The organism is Corallococcus sp. bb12-1 (genome assembly GCF_026626765.1).
GTDB classification, from domain to species: domain Bacteria; phylum Myxococcota; class Myxococcia; order Myxococcales; family Myxococcaceae; genus Corallococcus; species Corallococcus terminator.
The window spans coordinates 257426-274589 of record NZ_JAPNJZ010000028.1 but is presented as its reverse complement, the minus strand read 5'-3'; the positions used below and the strand labels follow the sequence as shown (position 1 = coordinate 274589).

Below are 17164 nucleotides of genomic sequence, written 5' to 3'. Positions count from 1 at the left end.
AAGGGCCAGGGCGAGGAAGGGCGCGGATCCGCCTGACAAGGGAAAGGCTTTTCCTGGGTCGCAGGTGCGGACAGCGACCAGCCGGGCGTGAAGCTTGTTGCCCAAGCTTGTGGGCGTAGGACCGGGTGCCACCTTCTCATTCAGCACGCGCATGGGCGACGTGAGGGTTCAAGGGGGCGCGCAACGATGGAGCTGGGCTTCGAGACGATTGGGAACGCCACACTCATCTGTCACGACAACGGGCCGGTGCTGGTGACCGACCCCTGGACGGACGGCACGGCGTACTTCGGCAGTTGGACGCTGTCGCACGAGATTCCGGAAGAGCAGCGCCAGTCCATCAAGGACTGCGCCTACGTGTGGCTCTCCCACGGCCACCCCGACCACCTGAGCATGGAGTCGCTGGAGAAGCTGCGCGAGCGCACCCTGCTCGTGCCCAACCACGTGGGCAACCGCATCCGGGACGACCTGCGCGAAGCGGGCTTCAAGGTCCAGGTGCTCGCGGACCGGCAGTGGACGCGGCTGTCGTCTCGCATCCGCGTGCTCTGCCTGCCGGACGTGAACCAGGACGCGGTGCTGCTGGTGGAGGTGGGCGGACGGCTCATCGTCAACCTCAACGACGCCGGGGACCGGGGCCAGGGCCGCTTCGTGCGCCGGGTCATCAAGGAATACGACGAGACCTTCCTGCTGGCCCTGTCCGGCTACGGCGACGCGGACATGATGAACTTCTTCACCGAGGACGGGAACCGCATCCTCCCGTACGCGGCGGCGAAGACGCCCGTGGGGCAGACCATCGCGCGGCAGGCGGAGATGTACGGGGTGCGCTACTTCGTCCCCTTCAGCTCCATGCACAAGTACCAGCGCGCCGACAGCCTCTGGGCCGCCGAGTACACCACCACGCTCCCCGACTACGCCCGGGGCTTCAACTCCACCACCTGCCAGATGCTCCCGGCCTTCCTGCGCCACGACTTCACCAACGACTCCTCCGTCTCCATCAACCCCAAGGAGCGCACGCTCACGCCGGTCAACCCCAAGGAGTACGGCGACGACTGGAGCGAGTGCCTGGACGCGGACGAGGTGAAGCAACTGGAGCAGTACTTCCGCGCCGTCGAACACCTGGGCACGGTGATGGACTTCCTGCGCTTCCGCGTGGGCGGCAAGGAACACGTCATCGAGTTCAACAAGCGCCGCTTCGACAAGGGCATCACCTTCGACGCGCCTCGCGGCTCGCTGATGACCGCCGTGAAGTACCAGGTGTTCGACGACCTGCTCATCGGCAACTTCATGAAGACCACCGTCCACGGCGGCTTCGGCAAGGGCAGCCTCTATCCGGACTTCAGCCCCTACGTGGCCAAGTACGCGGACAACGGCAAGGCCCGCACCGCCGCGCAGCTGCGCGACTACTTCAACGAATACCGGAGCCGCGACATGGTGGGCTACTTGCGCCACCAACTGGATGCCCACTGCGTGCGCCCCATCCAGATTCAGTCCGCGGAGCTGCTGCGCACCCTGCTGCCCGCCGACTCCAGCGCCTTCCGCATGGCCAAGGAAACCTATTGGAAGGTGCGCCGCGCCATTCTCTAGGGATTCCCCTTAAGTCAGGGCGGGGACTGCCCGGAACCAGGACACCCCATTGTCTCTTTCTCAGACACTGGGAGAAGTGCGGGGAAAGCCCAGTGCTTCAAGGGGGTTGGTCACAAGGCTGTCACGAAGGGTGACAACGGGAACGCGGGAGCTTGGAGCGCAGTCGCTCCAGGTATCCCGCGTTTTCGGATTTTCTCCCCCTAAGAGGCCTTGGCGGACGGTTGGCCCGGCAGTTGCTCAATGGCCCGGCGCGCGGCTTCCGCGGCTGGCGGGAAGGCCAGGCGGTGGCGGCGCAAATTCCCCCGTAGGACCCAGGAAGAGTTCCCATGCTCAAGTTCCGCTCTGTTGCGATGCTGGCCGGTGTTTCGCTGCTCGGTGCTGCCTGTGGTGGTCCGGAGACGCAGCAGGAAGCCGAAGTGACGCCGTCGTGGGAGGAGTTCAAGGCGAGCGCCGTCCGCGAGCCGTGGGAGGGCGGGAAGATCATCGTCAACGGTGACGAGGCGCTGGATTCCGAGGAGGAGCTGGCCGCCTACTTCCACAACGTCGTGGAGTCCAAGCTGGGCCAGTCGCAGGACGGTCTCGCCGTGTACTACATCGGCGGCGACATCAAGTGGAGCGCCACCCAGAAGCTGAACCTGACCTACTGCATCAGCAACAGCTTCGGCACGACCAACAAGGCGAAGATGGTCACCGCCATGGCGAACGCGACGGCGGCCTGGGAGGCCACGGCGAACGTCAACTTCACCTACCTGTCCCAGTACGACGCGTCCTGCACCGCGTCCCAGGCGGGCGTGCTGTTCGACATCCGTCCGGTGAGCGGCCAGTCCTACGTGGCGCGCGCGTTCTTCCCGAACTCGGCCCGCTCCGGCCGCAACGTCCTCGTGGACAGCAGCGCGTTCGGCAACCTGGCGCCCTGGACGCTCACGGGCATCCTGCGTCACGAGCTGGGCCACACGCTGGGCTTCCGTCACGAGCACACCCGCTCCTCCGCGTCCGGCTGCTACGAGGACGCCCAGTGGCGCGCGCTGACCACCACCTACGACCGCGCGTCCGTCATGCACTACCCCCAGTGCAACGGCACCCAGACGGGCGACCTCGTGCTGACCACCCTGGACAAGCAGGGCGCCCGCGCGCTGTACCCGTGAGCGATGTGAGCTGCTGATGCACGCGCGGGTGTCATGCCCGCGCGCATCCGGGACCGGTGGGAGCCACTTCGCTCCTGTCGGTCCCGGAGTCGTTCCAGGGGCTTGGCTTCAGGCGCGGATGGACGGCCCGTCCACGTCGAGCGCTCGCTCGAAGAAGATGAGCAGCTTGCCGCTGCCGCGTTCGGCGATCTCCAGACACTCCAGCGCGCCGCTGTCCGCGTCCAGTTCGGCGCTGATGCGCTCGGGTTCGAGCACCCGGTGGGTGATGACGTCGTCGTCATGGCCCGCGATGATCTGCACCGCGCCGGTGTCGCTGCCCTTCTGCTCCAGGGAGATCTCCACCAGCGGCAGGCTCCGGGCAATGTCCTGGTCCCCGGTATCGAGGCTGAGCGACTCCATGGTGATGGACTCGACGCGCACACGCTCGTTGCGCACCCGCCGGCTGATGTCAGCGAGGTACTTCGCCCACTGGTCCCTGGGAATTTCCTTGCTGAGATGTGCCATGGAGCCGCCTCCGCGCGGATGTCGTGTGCCTCAACCGTAAGGCCTGTGACGCGCGGATGAAGGACGGGCCCGTCCGGCCGTCGCGTCGGGGACCCCCCTGGCCGGGCCCCGCCGTGTCGGCTGCCCCCGGCGGCGGGGAGGGGCGCTCAGTCGCGCACGGCGTGCACGGCGTCGTCCTTGAGCACCAGGCGCACGGTGGCGGCGCGTCCGTGGCCGAAGTGTTCGTAGGCGGCGGCCTCCAGCACGGGGGCCAGCGCGGTGCGCAGGCCGCGGGCGCCCGTCTCGCGCTTGAGGGCGCGGGCGACAATCCAGTCACGCACGGCAGGGTCCACGGAGAGCTGGAGGCCTTCGTGTTCGAACTCTCGCTCCCAGGTGCGCAGCACGTTGTTCTGGAGGATGTCGCCCAGGGTGGCCGCGTCCAGCGGGTTGAAGGACACCAGCCGGTTGAAGCGGCCAATGAGCTCCGGAATGAAGCCGTAGCGGGAGAACGCGGTGGTGTTCTCCAGGTGCTCGTCAGTGATGCGCGTGGCGATGGACTCCGCGTCGCGGGCGCCACCCTTGCCGGGCTCGCGGCCGAAGCCCACGCGCTCCACGTGCGTCATGTTCTCCGCGGTGCCCCGGAAGCCGCTGAAGGCCCCGCACGCGATGAACGTGAGGCAGGACAACTCCAGCGTTTCGGAGCGGATCCGGCTGGTGAAGCCGAAGTCGGGGGGGAAGGTGGCGTTGGACGCGGAGAGCAGGTGCAGGAGGCTGCGCTGCACGCCGAAGCCGCTGACGTCCTTGGTGGTCTGCTGGCCGGAGAAGCGGCTGTCGGAGCGGCTGGTGGCGAGCTTGTCGAACTCGTCCATGCAGATGACGCCGCACGCGGCCCACTCCGCGTCGCGGTCCGCGGCCTCGTAGAGGCGGGACAGCAGGCTGCTCACGTCATCACCGATGTAGCCCGTTTCGGAGAACTGGGTGGCGTCCGCGAGCACGGTGGGCACGCCGAGGATTTCGCGGAACATCAGCTCCACGAGGAACGTCTTGCCGGAGCCGGTGGGGCCCAGGAAGAGGGCGTTCTCGCGGGTGCCGGGCTCGGGCTCGATGCCCTCCAGGTACAGGCGGCGGATGCGGCGCAGGTGCCGGTAGGCGAGCACGGCGGCGGCGCGGCGCGCTTCGGACTGGCCCCGGTAGCCCAGGTCCCCCAGGCGCGCGTCGATGTCCTGGGGCGACAGGACCTCCAGCGCGGCCACGCGCTCCTGGACGGGCGGACCTTCGGGGAAGGAGGAGGGCTCGGCGCCGGGGCGGGGGGGCATCTGTCGGTGGACTCCAGGACGGGGCGGCTTGAGCGGCGGCCCATCATCCCGGGAGGGCCCGGGGGCCACAAGTCGCCTGGGGAGGGCGCAATGCGCGTCCCGTCGCTACCGGATGTCGAGGATGCGGCCCTGGCCGTCGATGAGGTAGGTCGCGCCTGCGTCCAGCACGACGGAACCCGGGGGCATGCCGCAGCGGTCAAGGTCGGCGGAGAACGCGATGACGTACAGGTCGTCGTTCACCTTGTCGATCCGGACGTCGAAGGTGTCGCGGCGATTGTAGCAGCGCACGAGGTATTCATCGTTGCCGGACGCCTGCGCGCCGGGAGGAAAGTAGTCAGCGAGCGCGACCTGGAGTGCCGCCAGGGTGGGACCATCCATTTCGGTCGTGGCAACGAAGGTCAGAGGATCCCTGATGCGTTCTCCGACCTCCTTGGGAATGCGCTCCGGACGCTCGTATTTGTAATAGCCGAAGTAGCTGCACCCCTGCGCCAGACCGCAAAGCGCGAGCCCGACGAGGACCGAAGCATGCCGCCGCAAACGCGTGGGCCTGTTCATGGTGTCCAGTCCTGTCCGTCGTAGTATTGGATGGCGCCCAGGTCGTTGACGACCGCGCCAATGGGAACCCAGGCACCGTCGCGGAGCGCGGTCACCACGCGGTCGGCGTAGTCGTATTTGTAGGCGCGGCACTCGCCTGCCTTCTCCCGGTAGAAGAGCAGCAACTCCCGGCGGAAGACCTTGCCGGTTCGCGAATCGGCGATTCGGCTGGGAAACCACCGGCGCTCTTCGCCCAGGTCCTGTCGGGAGAAGCGCCGATTGTGGGGATGGCTGTGGCTTCGGCCCAGGATGATGGCATCCAGGTGCTGGGGATCGTCCAGGCTGGAAGGCACGCTGCAGGACTTGTTCGCGCCTTTGGACTCGCCCTGAATGTCTGACAGGTGGCTGAGGTAGAACGCGTCCTCGGCGCTCGAGTAATAGACCAGGGCGCAGTACTCAATCCCGTACTCACCTGACGACGCCCCGGGCTGCCGGGTGATGAGCTCACAGGCGTTCCCGGCCAGCTCCGCCGTGGACTTGAAGGGGCCCGCGAGCGGTCCGGTCACCTGCAACAATCCATTGGGCAGCCGGCGCACCCGGACGTTGGGGTTCGGCGTGGAGCAGCCCACCATCACGGCGAGCAATCCCAGCCGTACCAGGCGGCAGCTTCGCTGAATCCCCATGGGCGGTGTCTTGGCTTGAAAGCTGGCTCCTGGGGATTACTCACTATCATGTCAATTCGTGTAATTCAAGACAGCGTGCTCAAGGCCGACAGGCATGAAATAGGGTAGAGAAGGACCCGGCAGGGAGCAAGCGGGCATTCATCAGGCCTGGACACTACCTCCAGGGTCCTGAACTTCCAATAGGACGTAGGGGATGTCCTCCCGCTGCCGCCTCGCCTGGAGGCCCGTAGGCCCTCCGTCCGCCGGTCCGCACTCGTGGGCTCCCAGAGGTCGGCCCGTGAACACCGCTGTCCCCGGTCACCAAGGGATGCTCCCCGGACCCGTGCGTGCGCATTAACAGGGGCACACATGGCTCAATCGACTGAAACACGTTCCCTCGTGCCGCGACTGGGTGCCTGGGTGGAGGATGGACCCTCGGTGCGCTGGCGCGTCTGGGCGCCCGGCCACAAGACGGTGGAGGCCGTGCTGTACGACGCGGGGGACCGCATCGCGCGCAGGCTGCCGCTCACCCCCGAAGCCGACGGCTGCTTTGGCGGCACGCTGGCGGAGCAGGGCGCGGGCCTTCGCTACAAGCTCAGCCTGGACGGCGCGGACCCGTTCCCCGACCCGTGGTCGCGCTCCCAGCCGGAGGGCGTGCACGGCGCTTCAGAGATCGTCGTCTCCGACCACGGCTGGACGGACTCGCACTGGAAGGGGCCGGATCCGAAAGCGCTGGTCATCTACGAAGTGCACGTGGGCACCGCCACGCCGGAGGGCACCTTCGAGGCGTTCATCCCGAAGCTCGCGCACCTGCGGGAGCTGGGCGTGAACACGCTGGAGCTGTTGCCCGTGGCCAGCTTCCCCGGCGCCCGCAACTGGGGCTACGACGGCGTGGACCTCTTCGCGCCGCAGGCCACCTACGGCGGACCGAAGGGGCTGCGCAGGCTCATCGACGCGGCGCACGCGCACGGCATCGCGGTGCTCATCGACGCCGTCTACAACCACTTCGGACCGGACGGGAACTACCTGGGCGCGTACTCGCCCCACTACTTCACGAAGAAGCACCACACGCCCTGGGGCGACGCGGTGAACTACGACAGCGAGGGCAGCCACTTCGTGCGCTCGCTCGTGCTGTCCAACGTGGAGATGTGGATCCGCGACTACCACGCGGACGGCCTGCGCCTGGATGCCGCGCACGCGCTGGTGGATGACGGCCAGCCGCACCTGCTCGCGGAAATCGTCGAGCGCGCCCACGCCGCCGGCAACGGCCGCCGCGTCGTCGTCTTCGCGGAGGATGAGCGCAACGAGCGCAAGCTCGTCACCCCTGCGAAGGACGGCGGTTACGGCCTGGACGGAGTCTGGGCGGATGACCTGCACCACCAAATGCGCCGCGCCTTCGCGGGCGACCACGAGGGCTACTACCAGGACTACACCGGCAGCGCGGAGGACATCGCCACCACGCTGCGCCAGGGCTGGTTCTACCAGGGCCAGAAGTCCCTGAACCTGGGCCACGCGCGCGGCACGTCGTCCGAAGGTCTGGCCCCGCGGCACTTCGTCCACTGCATCCAGAACCACGACCAGGTGGGCAACCGGCCCTTCGGCAACCGCCTGTCGGAGGACGTGTCCCCGGCCGCCTACCGCGCCATGAGCACGCTGCTGCTCCTGTCGCCGTTCACCCCGATGCTCTTCATGGGCCAGGAGTGGAACTCGCGCACGCCGTTCCTCTACTTCACGGACCACAACGCGGAGCTGGGCAAGCTCGTCACCGAAGGCCGCCGCAAGGAGTTCTCCGGCTTCTCGCGCTTCAAGGGCGAACAGGTGCCGGACCCGCAGGACCGGGACACCTTCACCCGCTCCACGCTGGACTGGGCCGAAGTCGAAGGTCCCCAGCACGCGGGCGTGCACGCGCTCTACAAGGAACTGCTGCGCCTGCGCACCACGGAGCCCGTGCTCACGAACCCCCGGGGCACCCATGACGCCCGCGCGCTGGGCCCGGACGCCTTCGTGCTGGAGCGCCGCGCGGAGGGCGACACGGTGCTCATCATCGTGAACCTCCGGGGCTCGCTGGTGCACGCGCTGCCCCCGCAAGCGAGCGCGGGCATCGTGGTGTGGAGCGAGTCTCCGCGCTTCGGCGGCACCGTGGAGGCATCCCCGCTGACGGGCAACATCGTGCGGCTGGAGGGTCCTTGCGCGGCGGTGGTGAAGCTGCGCGAGTAGTGAAGCCAGACACGGCGTCAAAAGCTCGCACGCATCGCGAGACATGAATCCACCCACGGCCCGTCACCCCGCAAGAGGGGCAGACGGGCTGTGGTGCTTTCATTGCTGAAACAACAGACATCCGGGAATGGACCTGGCGGGGATCCGGTACTCGGGTCCGCCACAACGAGCAGGACGCGTCGCGCGCCGTTCGGGTGGGCAGGGAGTTCCTTGGAGTCTCCCCGCGCCCGGTAGCGCCCGTGGCACCGACGCCAGCAGGTCCACGTGCCGCGAGCACTCGCGCGACGTCACGGGTCCGGCCTCTTCGCCGGGTCCCTGGAGACGTGCGTCTTTTCGCGGCCCTGTCGTGAGGAAGCACCTTGTCCCAATCGCATGGGTTGAAGGCATCCCGGGGGGGATGGAAGCGTCATGTCGCGAGCACGGGCGCGCTCGCGTTGCTCGTGTCCGCCAGTCCCGCGCTCGCCGCGTCGGGCTTCAGCGCCGTCACCGCCAGTGGAAATGACGGCAACCCGCCGTCGGCCACCGTTGACGGCAACCTCTCCACGCGCTGGTCCAGCCTGGGCGTGGGCCAGTGGCTCCGGGGCGACCTGGGCGCCGTGAAGTCGCTGTCCGCCGTGGACATCGCCTGGCACGAGGGCAACAAGCGCACCAACACGTTCGTGCTCGCCACGTCCACGGACGGCACGACCTGGACGACCGCCGTCTCCACGAAGTCGTCCGGCACCACCGCCAGCTTCGAGCGCTACAGCTTCACGGCGCGCGACGCGCGGTACGTGCGCGTGACGGTCAACGGCAACTCGCTCAACACCTGGGCCAGCATCGCCGAGTGGGCCGCCATCACCGGCGACGTCACGGCGCCCTCGGGCAAGGACCGCTTCGGCGTCACCATGCTCTACCCGTCGAAGGCAGGCGGCGAGGCGTGGACGCTGGCGGACAGCGCCACGTCGGACAAGCGGTTCGACGCGCAGAACCCCATCACGAAGAACAGCGACGGCTCCTGGAAGATGAAGGACTCGCAGGTGCGGATGAGCGTCTTCACGTCCACGGGCTACGACGACAACAAGATCCCCACCTACGACCGGGACGTGCTGACGAGCCGTGGCTACATGCAGGCCTCGAACGACTGGAAGAACATCGAGATGACCGGCTTCGTGAAGTTGAACAGCGTGTCCGACACGTCCGACAACTTCGACTGGTACGCCCGGGGCGGCAAGCACAACGACGACCACTCCGGCTGTGAAGGCAGCAGCTACAAGGCGGGCTTCCACTACGACGGCCGCGCGCGCTGGCAGAAGGAAACCTGGCATGTCTCCTACGAGCAGACGCCCTACAAGGCCGCGACCTCCGCGCTCAAGGGCCGCTGGGTGGGCTTCAAGTCCGTGATGCGCAACATCCTCGTCAGCGGCCAGACGGCCGTGAAGCTGGAGATGTACGTCAACGAGAACGCGGACAAGGTGACGTGGAAGAAGGTCTACGACTACACCGACGCGGGCAAGTGGGGCGGCGACGCGCAGCACTGCGGCGGCGCCACCGGGGGCATGCCCATCACCTGGGGCGGCCCCATCGCGGTGTTCCGCTGGGACAACGCCGGGGACGTGGACTTCAAGTGGCTGAGTGTTCGTGAAATCCAGCCCTAGGTAGTGAGGGAGAACCCTCGGGAAACCCGGATCCCGCGCGGCCTGACGCAAGACGGCAGGCCGCGCGCCCGGCGACCGGGAGGCCGGGGTGGGGCTTTCCATCGACAGGGGGCGCGGGGCTGGGCAGCATGGCGCCGCCATGAACGTCGACCAAGCCCTCGCCTCGTCCGAGCGCATCTGGGAGCAGGAAATCCTCCCCGCGCTGGAGCGCTACATCCGCATCCCCAACAAGTCGCCCGCCTTCGACCCGGACTGGGTGAAGACCGGCCACATGGAGCAGGCCGTCCAGCTCATCTCGGAGTGGTGCCGCGCGCAGGCCGCGCACCTGCCGGGGCTGACGGTGGAGGTGGTGCGGCTGAAGACGCCGGACGGCAAGGAGCGCACGCCCGTCATCTACATGGAAGTGCCCGGCACGCGCGGCGAGGACACGGTGCTGCTGTACGGACACCTGGACAAGCAGCCGGAGATGACCGGCTGGCGCGAGGGCCTGACGCCGTGGACCCCCGTGCGCGAGGGCGACAAGCTCTACGGACGCGGCGGCGCGGACGACGGCTATTCGGCGTTCGCTTCGCTGTCCGCGCTGCGGCTGCTCAAGGAGCAGGGCGTGCCGCATGCGCGCTGCGCGGTGGTCATCGAGGCGTGCGAGGAGTCCGGCAGCTACGACCTGCCCGCGTACATCGAGGCGCTGGCGCCGCGCATCGGCAAGCCGTCGCTGGTGGTGTGCCTGGACTCGGGCTGCGCGAACTATGATCAGCTCTGGATGACCACCAGCCTGCGCGGAATGATCGCCGGCAACCTGCGCGTGGACATCCTCACGGAGGGCGTGCACTCCGGTGATGCGACGGGCGTGGTGGCGTCGTCCATGCGCATCATGCGGCAGCTCCTGTCGCGCGTGGAGGACGAGCAGACGGGCCACATCAAGGTGGACGCGCTGCATACGCAGATTCCGGAAGGCCGGCGCGCGCAGGCGAAGGCGGCGGCCCAGACGCTGGGCGACGAGCTGTACACCAAGTTCCCCTGGGTGGAGGGCTCGGCCCCGGTGACGAAGGACGGCGAGGAGATGGTGCTCAACCGCACCTGGCGTCCGGCGCTGGCGCTGACGGGCGTGGAGGGCATGCCGGCGCTCGCCAACGCGGGCAACGTGCTGCGCCCCTTCACCACGCTGAAGCTGTCCATGCGCATCCCTCCGCGCGTGGACCCCAAGGCCGCGGCGAAGGCGCTGAAGGACGTGCTGGAGAAGGATCCGCCGTACGGCGCGAAGGTGACGTTCGACGGGGACAAGGCGAGCGTGGGTTGGGACGCGCCGCCGCTGGCCGGCTGGCTGTCGCGCGCGGTGGAGTCCGCGTCGCAGTCCTGCTTCGGCAAGTCCGCGATGGCGATGGGCGAGGGCGGCACCATCCCCTTCATGGGCATGCTGGGCGAGCGCTTCCCGGAAGCGCAGTTCCTCATCACCGGCCTGCTGGGGCCGGGCAGCAACGCGCACGGGCCCAACGAGTTCCTGCACATCCCCACCGGCAAGAAGCTCACGGCCGGCGTGGCCAGCGTCATCGCGGAGCATTTCAAGCGGTAGCGCGCACCTCCAGGGGCGGGGCTGCACGGCCCCGCCTCCGGAAGGAAGCGACGTCACCGGAGGCTTCATGCCGAGCACGCCCAGAAGGGCCACGCAGGTCCGAGCGCAGCCCCTCATCGCGGTCCGCGACGTCGCCGCGAGCAGCCAGTGGTACCAGACGCTCCTCGGCTGCGAGGGCACGCACGGCGGTGACGAGTACGAGATGCTCGTCAGCAACGGCGAGCCCCTGTTGCAGTTGCACGCCTGGGACCTGGAGGAGCACCCGAACCTGATGGGGCCGGATTCGGCGCCCCGTGGGCACGGCGTGCTCCTGTGGTTCGAGACCACGGACTTCGAGGCGTCGGTCGAAGCGGCGCACGGGTTGAAGGTGGACTGGGTGGAGGCACCCCACGTCAATCCGAACTCACGCCGCTGGGAGTTCTGGGTCCGCGATCCGGATGGCTACGTCATCGTCCTGTCGGCGGAGTCGCGCCGGAAGGCCTGAGCGGACGCGGGTGGCGCGCGCGAGGAGCCCATGCCTCGGGCCCCTGACACCGCGACGCCAACACCGGTTGCTGGGTGCCAGCCGGACCGGCGGCAGGAGGGAGCGCCTCAACGCCCCGTCTTGATGCCCAGCGACGACCCTGACGGAGGCTTCGTCGTCGATTTCGGCGTCCGCGTCGCCCGGCGTTGCAGCGGCACCGCCACCGTGGGTGCATCCGCCGCGGACACCTGCCGCGTCACCGGCTCATAGCCGCTGAGCGCGAGCGTCAGCGACACCGACGGGTCTCCGGGCACCAACGGCAGCGCGACCGGCGTGATGCCGCGCTCCTCACCCGCGACCTGCACCGTGGCGCCCGGCGGTTCACTCGTCACCATCAGGCGCACTGGCTGGGGCGCGGTCGGCCGGGTCGGGGACTCGGGAGGCGTGCGCCCCTGGGCTTCTTCGTCGGGCGTCCGGGGGACCGTCGCGACGGGCGTCTCAGGGACAGCCGGCGTGGTGCCACGCAGCACCACCACCGCCGCGCCACCCAGCACCAACGCCACGCCGCCCAGCACGTACGGAAGCCACGTGCGGCGCTTCGGTTCCACGGGGGCCAGGGCCGCGGTGCCCCGCGTGCCCTCGGGCCCGACACGCGTGGGCGGACGGGACGGAGGCCCCACCAGCTTCGACGCGCGCGACGACGCGTGCCCCCGCGCGCCCGACGTGGGCATGCCGTTGCGCGAGGAGTTGGACTGCGAATCCAGGTCCGCGTCCTCGGCCAGCTGGTCCAGCTTCGACGGGTCGGACTCCGCGGTGATGCGCTCCGCGTACAACTCCCGCAGGTACGCGGCCAGGTGCGCGCTGCTGGACGGCAGCCGCAGGTTGAGCGCGTAGTCCTCCAGCGCCAGCCGGAACGCGGCGCAGTCCGGATAGCGGCCCTCCGCCGTGGGCGCGAGCGCCTTGAGCACTACTTCGTCCAGGCCGGGCGGCAGCTTCGGGTTGAGCTGCGACGGCGGCGGAATCTGGCAGTCGCGCACCAGCCGCAGCGTCATCAGGTCCGTGTCGCCCTTGAAGAGGCGCTTGCCGGTGAGCAGCTCCCACATCACCACGCCCAGCGCGAACTGGTCGCTGCGCCCGTCCACGTGCTGGCCGTTGGCCTGCTCCGGGGACATGTACGGGTACTTGCCCTTGAGCACGCCCGTCGCGGTCTGCTGCCCGCTGGTGGCCGCCTTCGCCACGCCGAAGTCGATGACCTTCACGCCCCCGTCGAACCCGACGAGCACGTTCTGCGGCGACACGTCCCGGTGCACCAGCTGGAGCGGCTGTCCCTGACCGTCGCGAGCGCCGTGCGCGTACGACAGGCCCGCCGCCGCGTCCGCGATGATGCGGATGACCAGCCCCACCGGCAGCGGCCTCTCCTGCTTGCGCGAGAAGCGGTCCAACCGCCGCACGTCCTCGCCCTGCACGTACTCCATCGCCAGGCAGTGACGGCCCTCAATCTCCGTCAGGTCCAGGATGGTGATGAGGTTCGGGTGCGACAGGCGCGCGACGAGCCGCGCCTCCTCCAGGAACATGTCCAGGAACTCTTCGTCCTCGGCCAAGTGCGGAAGGATGAGCTTGAGGACGACCAGCCGCTCGAAGCCCGTCCCATGTTCCTGCGCCAGGAACACCTGTCCCATTCCGCCCGAGGCGATTTTTTTCAGCAGCTCATATTTCCCGAACGCGACCGCCATCTGAGCGGAAGGATATCGCTCTTTCTCACCGGGCAGGAAACAGCCGATTTCCAAAAAGACAGGGAGCCTGTCCGGCAGGGAGGGGCCTGCTTCACTACCTGGGGAGGTGGGAAGCAGGCAGGCGGCCTTCGGATGTCCGGTGGCTCAGGCCTTCATCTTGTAGCCGGAGCGCAGCACGCCGTACGTGACGCCGGTGGCGACCGCGGCGGTTCCCGCGAGGATGGCCCCTCCGACGAGCGGGGAGAACAGGCTGCTGCCCAGCATCCCGTGGCGCAGGCCTTCCACCATGTAGACCATGGGGTTGAAGAGGCTGACCTGGCTCCAGGGCGAGGGCAGCTCGCGCACCGAATAGAAGACGCCGCCCAGGAACGTGAGCGGAAGCATCACGAACGTGGGGAAGAAGTTGATCTGTTCGAACTTCTCCGCCCACACGGCCGCGAGCATGCCCAGCACGCTGAACACGTAGCTGGAGAGCAGCAGGAAGTAGAGCGTCGCCAGCGGGTGCACCAGGCTGAAGCCGGAGAACACGGACGCGACCAGCCACGTGAGCAGGCCCACCACGAGGCCGCGAATCATCGCGCCGCCGATGAAGCCGACCATCAGCTCCCCGGGCCCCAGGGGCGCGACGAGCAGGTCCACCACGGTGCCTTGAATCTTGGTGATGAACAGCGAGGAGCTGCTGTTGAGGAACGCGTTGTTCGCGATGCCCAGGAACACCAGTCCGGGGACGATGAAGTGCAGGTACGGGTGGCCTTCCACCTCGTGCACGCGGCCGGAAATCGAATAGCCGAAGACGATGAAGTACAGCGTGGTGCTGATGAGGGGCGACAGGACGGTCTGGCCCGGCACGCGCATGAAGCGCCGGACCTCCTTCGCGAACAGCGTCTGCATCCCGAGGATGTTCATGGGGTGTGGGGCGATTCTTCCGAAGAGCGGGGTGTCAGGCGGCCTGGGTGGGGCGGCCGCGGAGGATTTCGATGAGCACGTCTTCCAGGCGGGGGCGGCGCGTCTCCACCTCGGAGATGGGCAGGCCGTCGGCGTAGAGCGAGCGGAGCAGCTCACCGGCAGGGGCGCAGTTCTCGCGCTCCACGTAGGTGAGGGTGCGGCCGTCCGGGGACAGGCTCGCGGAGAAGCGCTGGCCGGCGGGGGGCAGGGCGGGCAGGGCTTCGGAGAAGGTGACGACCAGCCGCTTCTCTCCGAAGCGGCGCAGGATGGTGTCCTTGTCCTCCACCATCAGGAGGCGGCCCTCGTTGATGATGCCCACGCGGTCGGCCAGCTCCTCCGCCTCCTCCAGGTAGTGGGTGGTGAGGACGATGGTGGTGCCCTCGCTGGCGATCTTCTTCACGTACGTCCACAGGTCGCGGCGCAGCTCCACGTCCACGCCCGCGGTGGGCTCGTCCAGGAACACGAGCTTGGGCCGGTGCACCAGGGCCTTGGCGATGAGCAGCCGGCGCTTCATGCCGCCGGACAGGGCGCGCGTGAGCGAGTCCTTCTTGGACTGGAGGTTGAGGGCGGTGAGGACCTCATCCACGCGTGCGTCGTCGCGCTTCTGGCCGTAGTAGCCCTGCTGGATGCGCAGCGACTCCGCGACGGAGAAGAACGGGTCGAAGTTGATCTCCTGCGGGACGAGCCCCACCTGGTAGCGGGGGCCCACGGGGTCCTGGTCCAGGTCCTTGCCGAAGACGCGCATGGTGCCGGCGGACTTCTTCACCAGGCCGCACACGCTGCCGATGAGGGTCGTCTTGCCGGCGCCGTTGGGGCCCAGGAGGGCGAAGATTTCTCCTGGCCGGATGGAGAGGTCCACGGCGTGGAGGGCGGTGAATTTTCCGTAGCTTTTGGAGAGGCCCTTCAGCTCCAGGGCGGGCGTCGGAACAGGCTCGGACATGGCGGGCTTCCTCTAACACCTTCGCCCTGCGTTCGCTGGCCAAGCGGCCGGCCGTTCCGGGCCCTGCCCGCGTGACGCAGCCCGTCCAGCGGAACACGGGGAGTGCGTTCACGCCTTGAGCCGGATGGGGCTCCCTGCTATCCGCTCAGGCCCGCTGACGCTTCGGCAGACACCCAGGAGGCCGCCATGGCCGATAATTTCATCTTCACGATGCAGGACCTGCGCAAGGTCAAGAACAGCAAGGAGATCCTCAAGGGCATCTACCTGTCGTTCTTCCCGGGCGCCAAGATTGGCGTGATTGGCCCCAACGGCTCCGGCAAGTCCACGCTCCTGCGCATCATGGCGGGGGTGGACAAGGAGTTCTTCGGCGTGGCGAAGCCGGACCCCACGGTGAAGGTGGGCTACCTGGAGCAGGAGCCGCAGCTGAACACGTCCCTGGACGTGAAGGGGAACGTGGAGCTGGGCCTGAAGGAGATCCGTCAGGCGTTGGACCGCTTCAATGAAGTGAGCGCGAAGTTCGCGGAGCCCATGAGCGACGCGGAGATGGAGAAGCTGCTCGCGGAGCAGGGCCGGCTCCAGGACGCCATCGACGCGTCGAACGGCTGGGAGTTGGATCGCACGCTGGAGATGGCGATGGACGCCCTGCGCCTGCCCCCGGGCGACGCGGACGTGACGAAGCTGTCCGGCGGTGAGAAGCGCCGCGTGGCGCTCTGTCGCATCCTGCTGGAGAAGCCGGACCTGCTGCTGCTCGACGAGCCCACCAACCACCTGGACGCGGAGAGCGTCGCGTGGCTGGAGCAGGCGCTGAAGGCATACACGGGGACCATCGTGTGCATCACGCACGACCGGTACTTCCTGGACAACGTGGCGCAGTGGATCCTGGAGCTGGACCGGGGCGAGGGCGTGCCCTGGAAGGGCAACTACTCCAGCTGGTTGGATCAGAAGCAGAAGCGGTTGGAGCTGGAGGAGAAGTCGGAGAGCCACCGTCAGAAGACGCTCAAGCGCGAGCTGGAGTGGGTGCGGGCGTCTCCGAAGGCGCGTCAGGCGAAGAGCAAGGCGCGCATCGCCGCGTACGAGGAGCTGTTCAACCAGTCGCAGCAGAAGCGGGACGTGACGGGCGAGGTGATGATTCCGCCGGGTCCGCCGCTGGGTGGGTTGGTGGTGGAGGCGAAGGGGCTGCGCAAGGCGTACGGCGACCGGCTGCTCATCGACGAGCTGAACTTCAAGCTGCCGCCGGGCGGCATCGTGGGCGTGATTGGTCCGAACGGCGCGGGCAAGACGACGCTGTTCCGGATGATGACGGGCACGGAGAAGCCGGACGCGGGCGAGCTGAAGATTGGCGAGACGGTGGTGATGGCCTACGTGGACCAGAGCCGCGACTCGCTGAATGGCGAGCAGTCGGTGTTCCAGGAGGTGAGCGGTGGGTTGGACCTCATCGACCTGGGCAAGGCGGGCACGGTGCCCAGCCGCGCGTACCTGTCGGGCTTCGCGTTCAAGGGGACGGATCAGCAGAAGCGGGTGAAGGACCTGTCCGGCGGCGAGCGCAACCGGCTGCACCTGGCGAAGATGCTCAAGAGCGGCGGCAACCTGTTGCTGCTCGACGAGCCGACGAACGACCTGGACGTGGAGACGCTGCGGAGCCTGGAGGATGCGCTCTTGAGCTTTGCGGGCTGCGCGGTGGTCATCAGCCACGACCGCTGGTTCCTGGACCGCATCGTCACGCACATCCTCGCGTTCGAGGGTGACAGCAAGGCGTTCTTCTTCGAGGGCAACTTCGAGGACTACGAAGCGGACAAGAAGAAGCGCCTGGGCCCGGACGCGCTGGAGCCGCACCGCATCCGCTACCGGCCGCTGCAGAAGAACTGAGACGGTGACGTTGACTCCGCCCCGGGATGAACGGGGCGGGGTTGTCCGAGGGGCGGAATCCTCCGCCATGGC

General features: G+C 68.2%; 14 protein-coding genes. 7 read left to right on the top strand and 7 right to left on the bottom strand.

From position 1 onward, the window contains the following. Positions 1 to 186: 186 nt before the first annotated feature. On the top strand, positions 187 to 1581 hold the full coding sequence (locus OV208_RS35025; RefSeq protein ID WP_267578275.1) for an MBL fold metallo-hydrolase: 1395 nt from the start codon (positions 187 to 189) through the stop codon (positions 1579 to 1581). Between the two features lie 326 nt (positions 1582 to 1907). Beyond that, positions 1908 to 2726: a matrixin family metalloprotease gene (locus OV208_RS35020; RefSeq protein WP_267578274.1), complete on the top strand. Its 819-nt coding sequence runs from the start codon at positions 1908 to 1910 to the stop codon at positions 2724 to 2726. Positions 2727 to 2834: 108 nt separating this feature from the next. On the opposite strand, the gene OV208_RS35015 is transcribed toward OV208_RS35020, so the two are convergent. The 4 genes from OV208_RS35015 to OV208_RS35000 all read right to left on the bottom strand — a co-directional run bounded on the left by OV208_RS35015 (position 2835) and on the right by OV208_RS35000 (position 5742). Next, on the bottom strand, positions 2835 to 3230 hold the full coding sequence (locus OV208_RS35015) for a DUF5335 family protein (protein WP_267578273.1): 396 nt from the start codon (positions 3228 to 3230) through the stop codon (positions 2835 to 2837). A gap of 146 nt (positions 3231 to 3376) precedes the next feature. Next, entirely contained in the window at positions 3377 to 4525 is a 1149-nt protein-coding gene (locus OV208_RS35010) for an AAA family ATPase (RefSeq protein ID WP_267578272.1), read from the bottom strand. Between the two features lie 105 nt (positions 4526 to 4630). Then, positions 4631 to 5080, bottom strand: coding sequence for a hypothetical protein (locus OV208_RS35005; protein WP_267578271.1), 450 nt, complete (start codon positions 5078 to 5080; stop codon positions 4631 to 4633). After that, on the bottom strand, positions 5077 to 5742 hold the full coding sequence (locus tag OV208_RS35000) for a hypothetical protein (protein ID WP_267578270.1): 666 nt from the start codon (positions 5740 to 5742) through the stop codon (positions 5077 to 5079). Before OV208_RS35000 ends, OV208_RS35005 begins: the two co-directional genes overlap by 4 nt. Positions 5743 to 6090: 348 nt before the next feature. Between OV208_RS35000 and treZ the strand changes: the two genes are divergently transcribed. The 4 genes from treZ to OV208_RS34980 all read left to right on the top strand — a co-directional run bounded on the left by treZ (position 6091) and on the right by OV208_RS34980 (position 11629). Next, a complete protein-coding gene (gene treZ, locus OV208_RS34995) occupies positions 6091 to 7938 on the top strand; it encodes a malto-oligosyltrehalose trehalohydrolase (protein ID WP_267578269.1) in 1848 nt (615 codons plus the stop codon). A gap of 359 nt (positions 7939 to 8297) precedes the next feature. Continuing rightward, positions 8298 to 9575 (top strand): discoidin domain-containing protein, encoded by a 1278-nt coding sequence (locus OV208_RS34990; RefSeq protein ID WP_267578268.1) that lies wholly within the window; start codon positions 8298 to 8300, stop codon positions 9573 to 9575. A 139-nt stretch (positions 9576 to 9714) separates the two neighbouring features. Continuing rightward, entirely contained in the window at positions 9715 to 11145 is a 1431-nt protein-coding gene (locus OV208_RS34985; RefSeq protein ID WP_267578267.1) for a M20 family metallopeptidase, read from the top strand. Positions 11146 to 11212: 67 nt separating this feature from the next. Further along, positions 11213 to 11629 carry a VOC family protein gene (locus tag OV208_RS34980; RefSeq protein ID WP_267578266.1) on the top strand — a complete coding sequence of 139 codons (417 nt, stop codon included), beginning with the start codon at positions 11213 to 11215 and terminating at the stop codon, positions 11627 to 11629. A gap of 107 nt (positions 11630 to 11736) precedes the next feature. Here the strand turns inward: OV208_RS34980 and OV208_RS34975 are convergent, their stop codons facing one another. The 3 genes from OV208_RS34975 to OV208_RS34965 all read right to left on the bottom strand — a co-directional run bounded on the left by OV208_RS34975 (position 11737) and on the right by OV208_RS34965 (position 15226). Next, the gene (locus tag OV208_RS34975; RefSeq protein WP_267578265.1) at positions 11737 to 13341 is read right to left on the bottom strand and encodes a serine/threonine protein kinase; all 1605 of its coding nucleotides are present in this window, start codon (positions 13339 to 13341) and stop codon (positions 11737 to 11739) included. A 144-nt stretch (positions 13342 to 13485) separates the two neighbouring features. Further along, on the bottom strand, positions 13486 to 14247 hold the full coding sequence (locus tag OV208_RS34970; protein WP_267578264.1) for an ABC transporter permease: 762 nt from the start codon (positions 14245 to 14247) through the stop codon (positions 13486 to 13488). 34 nt (positions 14248 to 14281) lie between these two features. Then, a complete protein-coding gene (locus tag OV208_RS34965) occupies positions 14282 to 15226 on the bottom strand; it encodes an ABC transporter ATP-binding protein (RefSeq protein WP_267578263.1) in 945 nt (314 codons plus the stop codon). A gap of 186 nt (positions 15227 to 15412) precedes the next feature. On the opposite strand from OV208_RS34965, the gene ettA reads away from it, so the two are divergent. Continuing rightward, the gene (gene ettA, locus OV208_RS34960) at positions 15413 to 17092 is read left to right on the top strand and encodes an energy-dependent translational throttle protein EttA (RefSeq protein WP_267578262.1); all 1680 of its coding nucleotides are present in this window, start codon (positions 15413 to 15415) and stop codon (positions 17090 to 17092) included. The last annotated feature ends 72 nt before the right edge of the window (positions 17093 to 17164 follow it).

Bases quoted from the DNA above. Each gene is read 5' to 3' on its own strand.
- OV208_RS34970 (WP_267578264.1), bottom strand. From the start codon at position 14,247: ATGAACATCCTCGGGATGCAGACGCTGTTCGCGAAGGAGGTCCGGCGC.
- OV208_RS35020 (WP_267578274.1), top strand. From the start codon at position 1,908: ATGCTCAAGTTCCGCTCTGTTGCGATGCTGGCCGGTGTTTCGCTGCTC.
- OV208_RS35010 (WP_267578272.1), bottom strand. From the start codon at position 4,525: ATGCCCCCCCGCCCCGGCGCCGAGCCCTCCTCCTTCCCCGAAGGTCCG.
- OV208_RS34980 (WP_267578266.1), top strand. From the start codon at position 11,213: ATGCCGAGCACGCCCAGAAGGGCCACGCAGGTCCGAGCGCAGCCCCTC.
- OV208_RS35025 (WP_267578275.1), top strand. From the start codon at position 187: ATGGAGCTGGGCTTCGAGACGATTGGGAACGCCACACTCATCTGTCAC.
- OV208_RS34985 (WP_267578267.1), top strand. From the start codon at position 9,715: ATGAACGTCGACCAAGCCCTCGCCTCGTCCGAGCGCATCTGGGAGCAG.
- OV208_RS34975 (WP_267578265.1), bottom strand. From the start codon at position 13,341: ATGGCGGTCGCGTTCGGGAAATATGAGCTGCTGAAAAAAATCGCCTCG.
- OV208_RS35005 (WP_267578271.1), bottom strand. From the start codon at position 5,080: ATGAACAGGCCCACGCGTTTGCGGCGGCATGCTTCGGTCCTCGTCGGG.
- ettA (WP_267578262.1), top strand. From the start codon at position 15,413: ATGGCCGATAATTTCATCTTCACGATGCAGGACCTGCGCAAGGTCAAG.
- OV208_RS34965 (WP_267578263.1), bottom strand. From the start codon at position 15,226: ATGTCCGAGCCTGTTCCGACGCCCGCCCTGGAGCTGAAGGGCCTCTCC.
- OV208_RS35000 (WP_267578270.1), bottom strand. From the start codon at position 5,742: ATGGGGATTCAGCGAAGCTGCCGCCTGGTACGGCTGGGATTGCTCGCC.
- treZ (WP_267578269.1), top strand. From the start codon at position 6,091: ATGGCTCAATCGACTGAAACACGTTCCCTCGTGCCGCGACTGGGTGCC.
- OV208_RS35015 (WP_267578273.1), bottom strand. From the start codon at position 3,230: ATGGCACATCTCAGCAAGGAAATTCCCAGGGACCAGTGGGCGAAGTAC.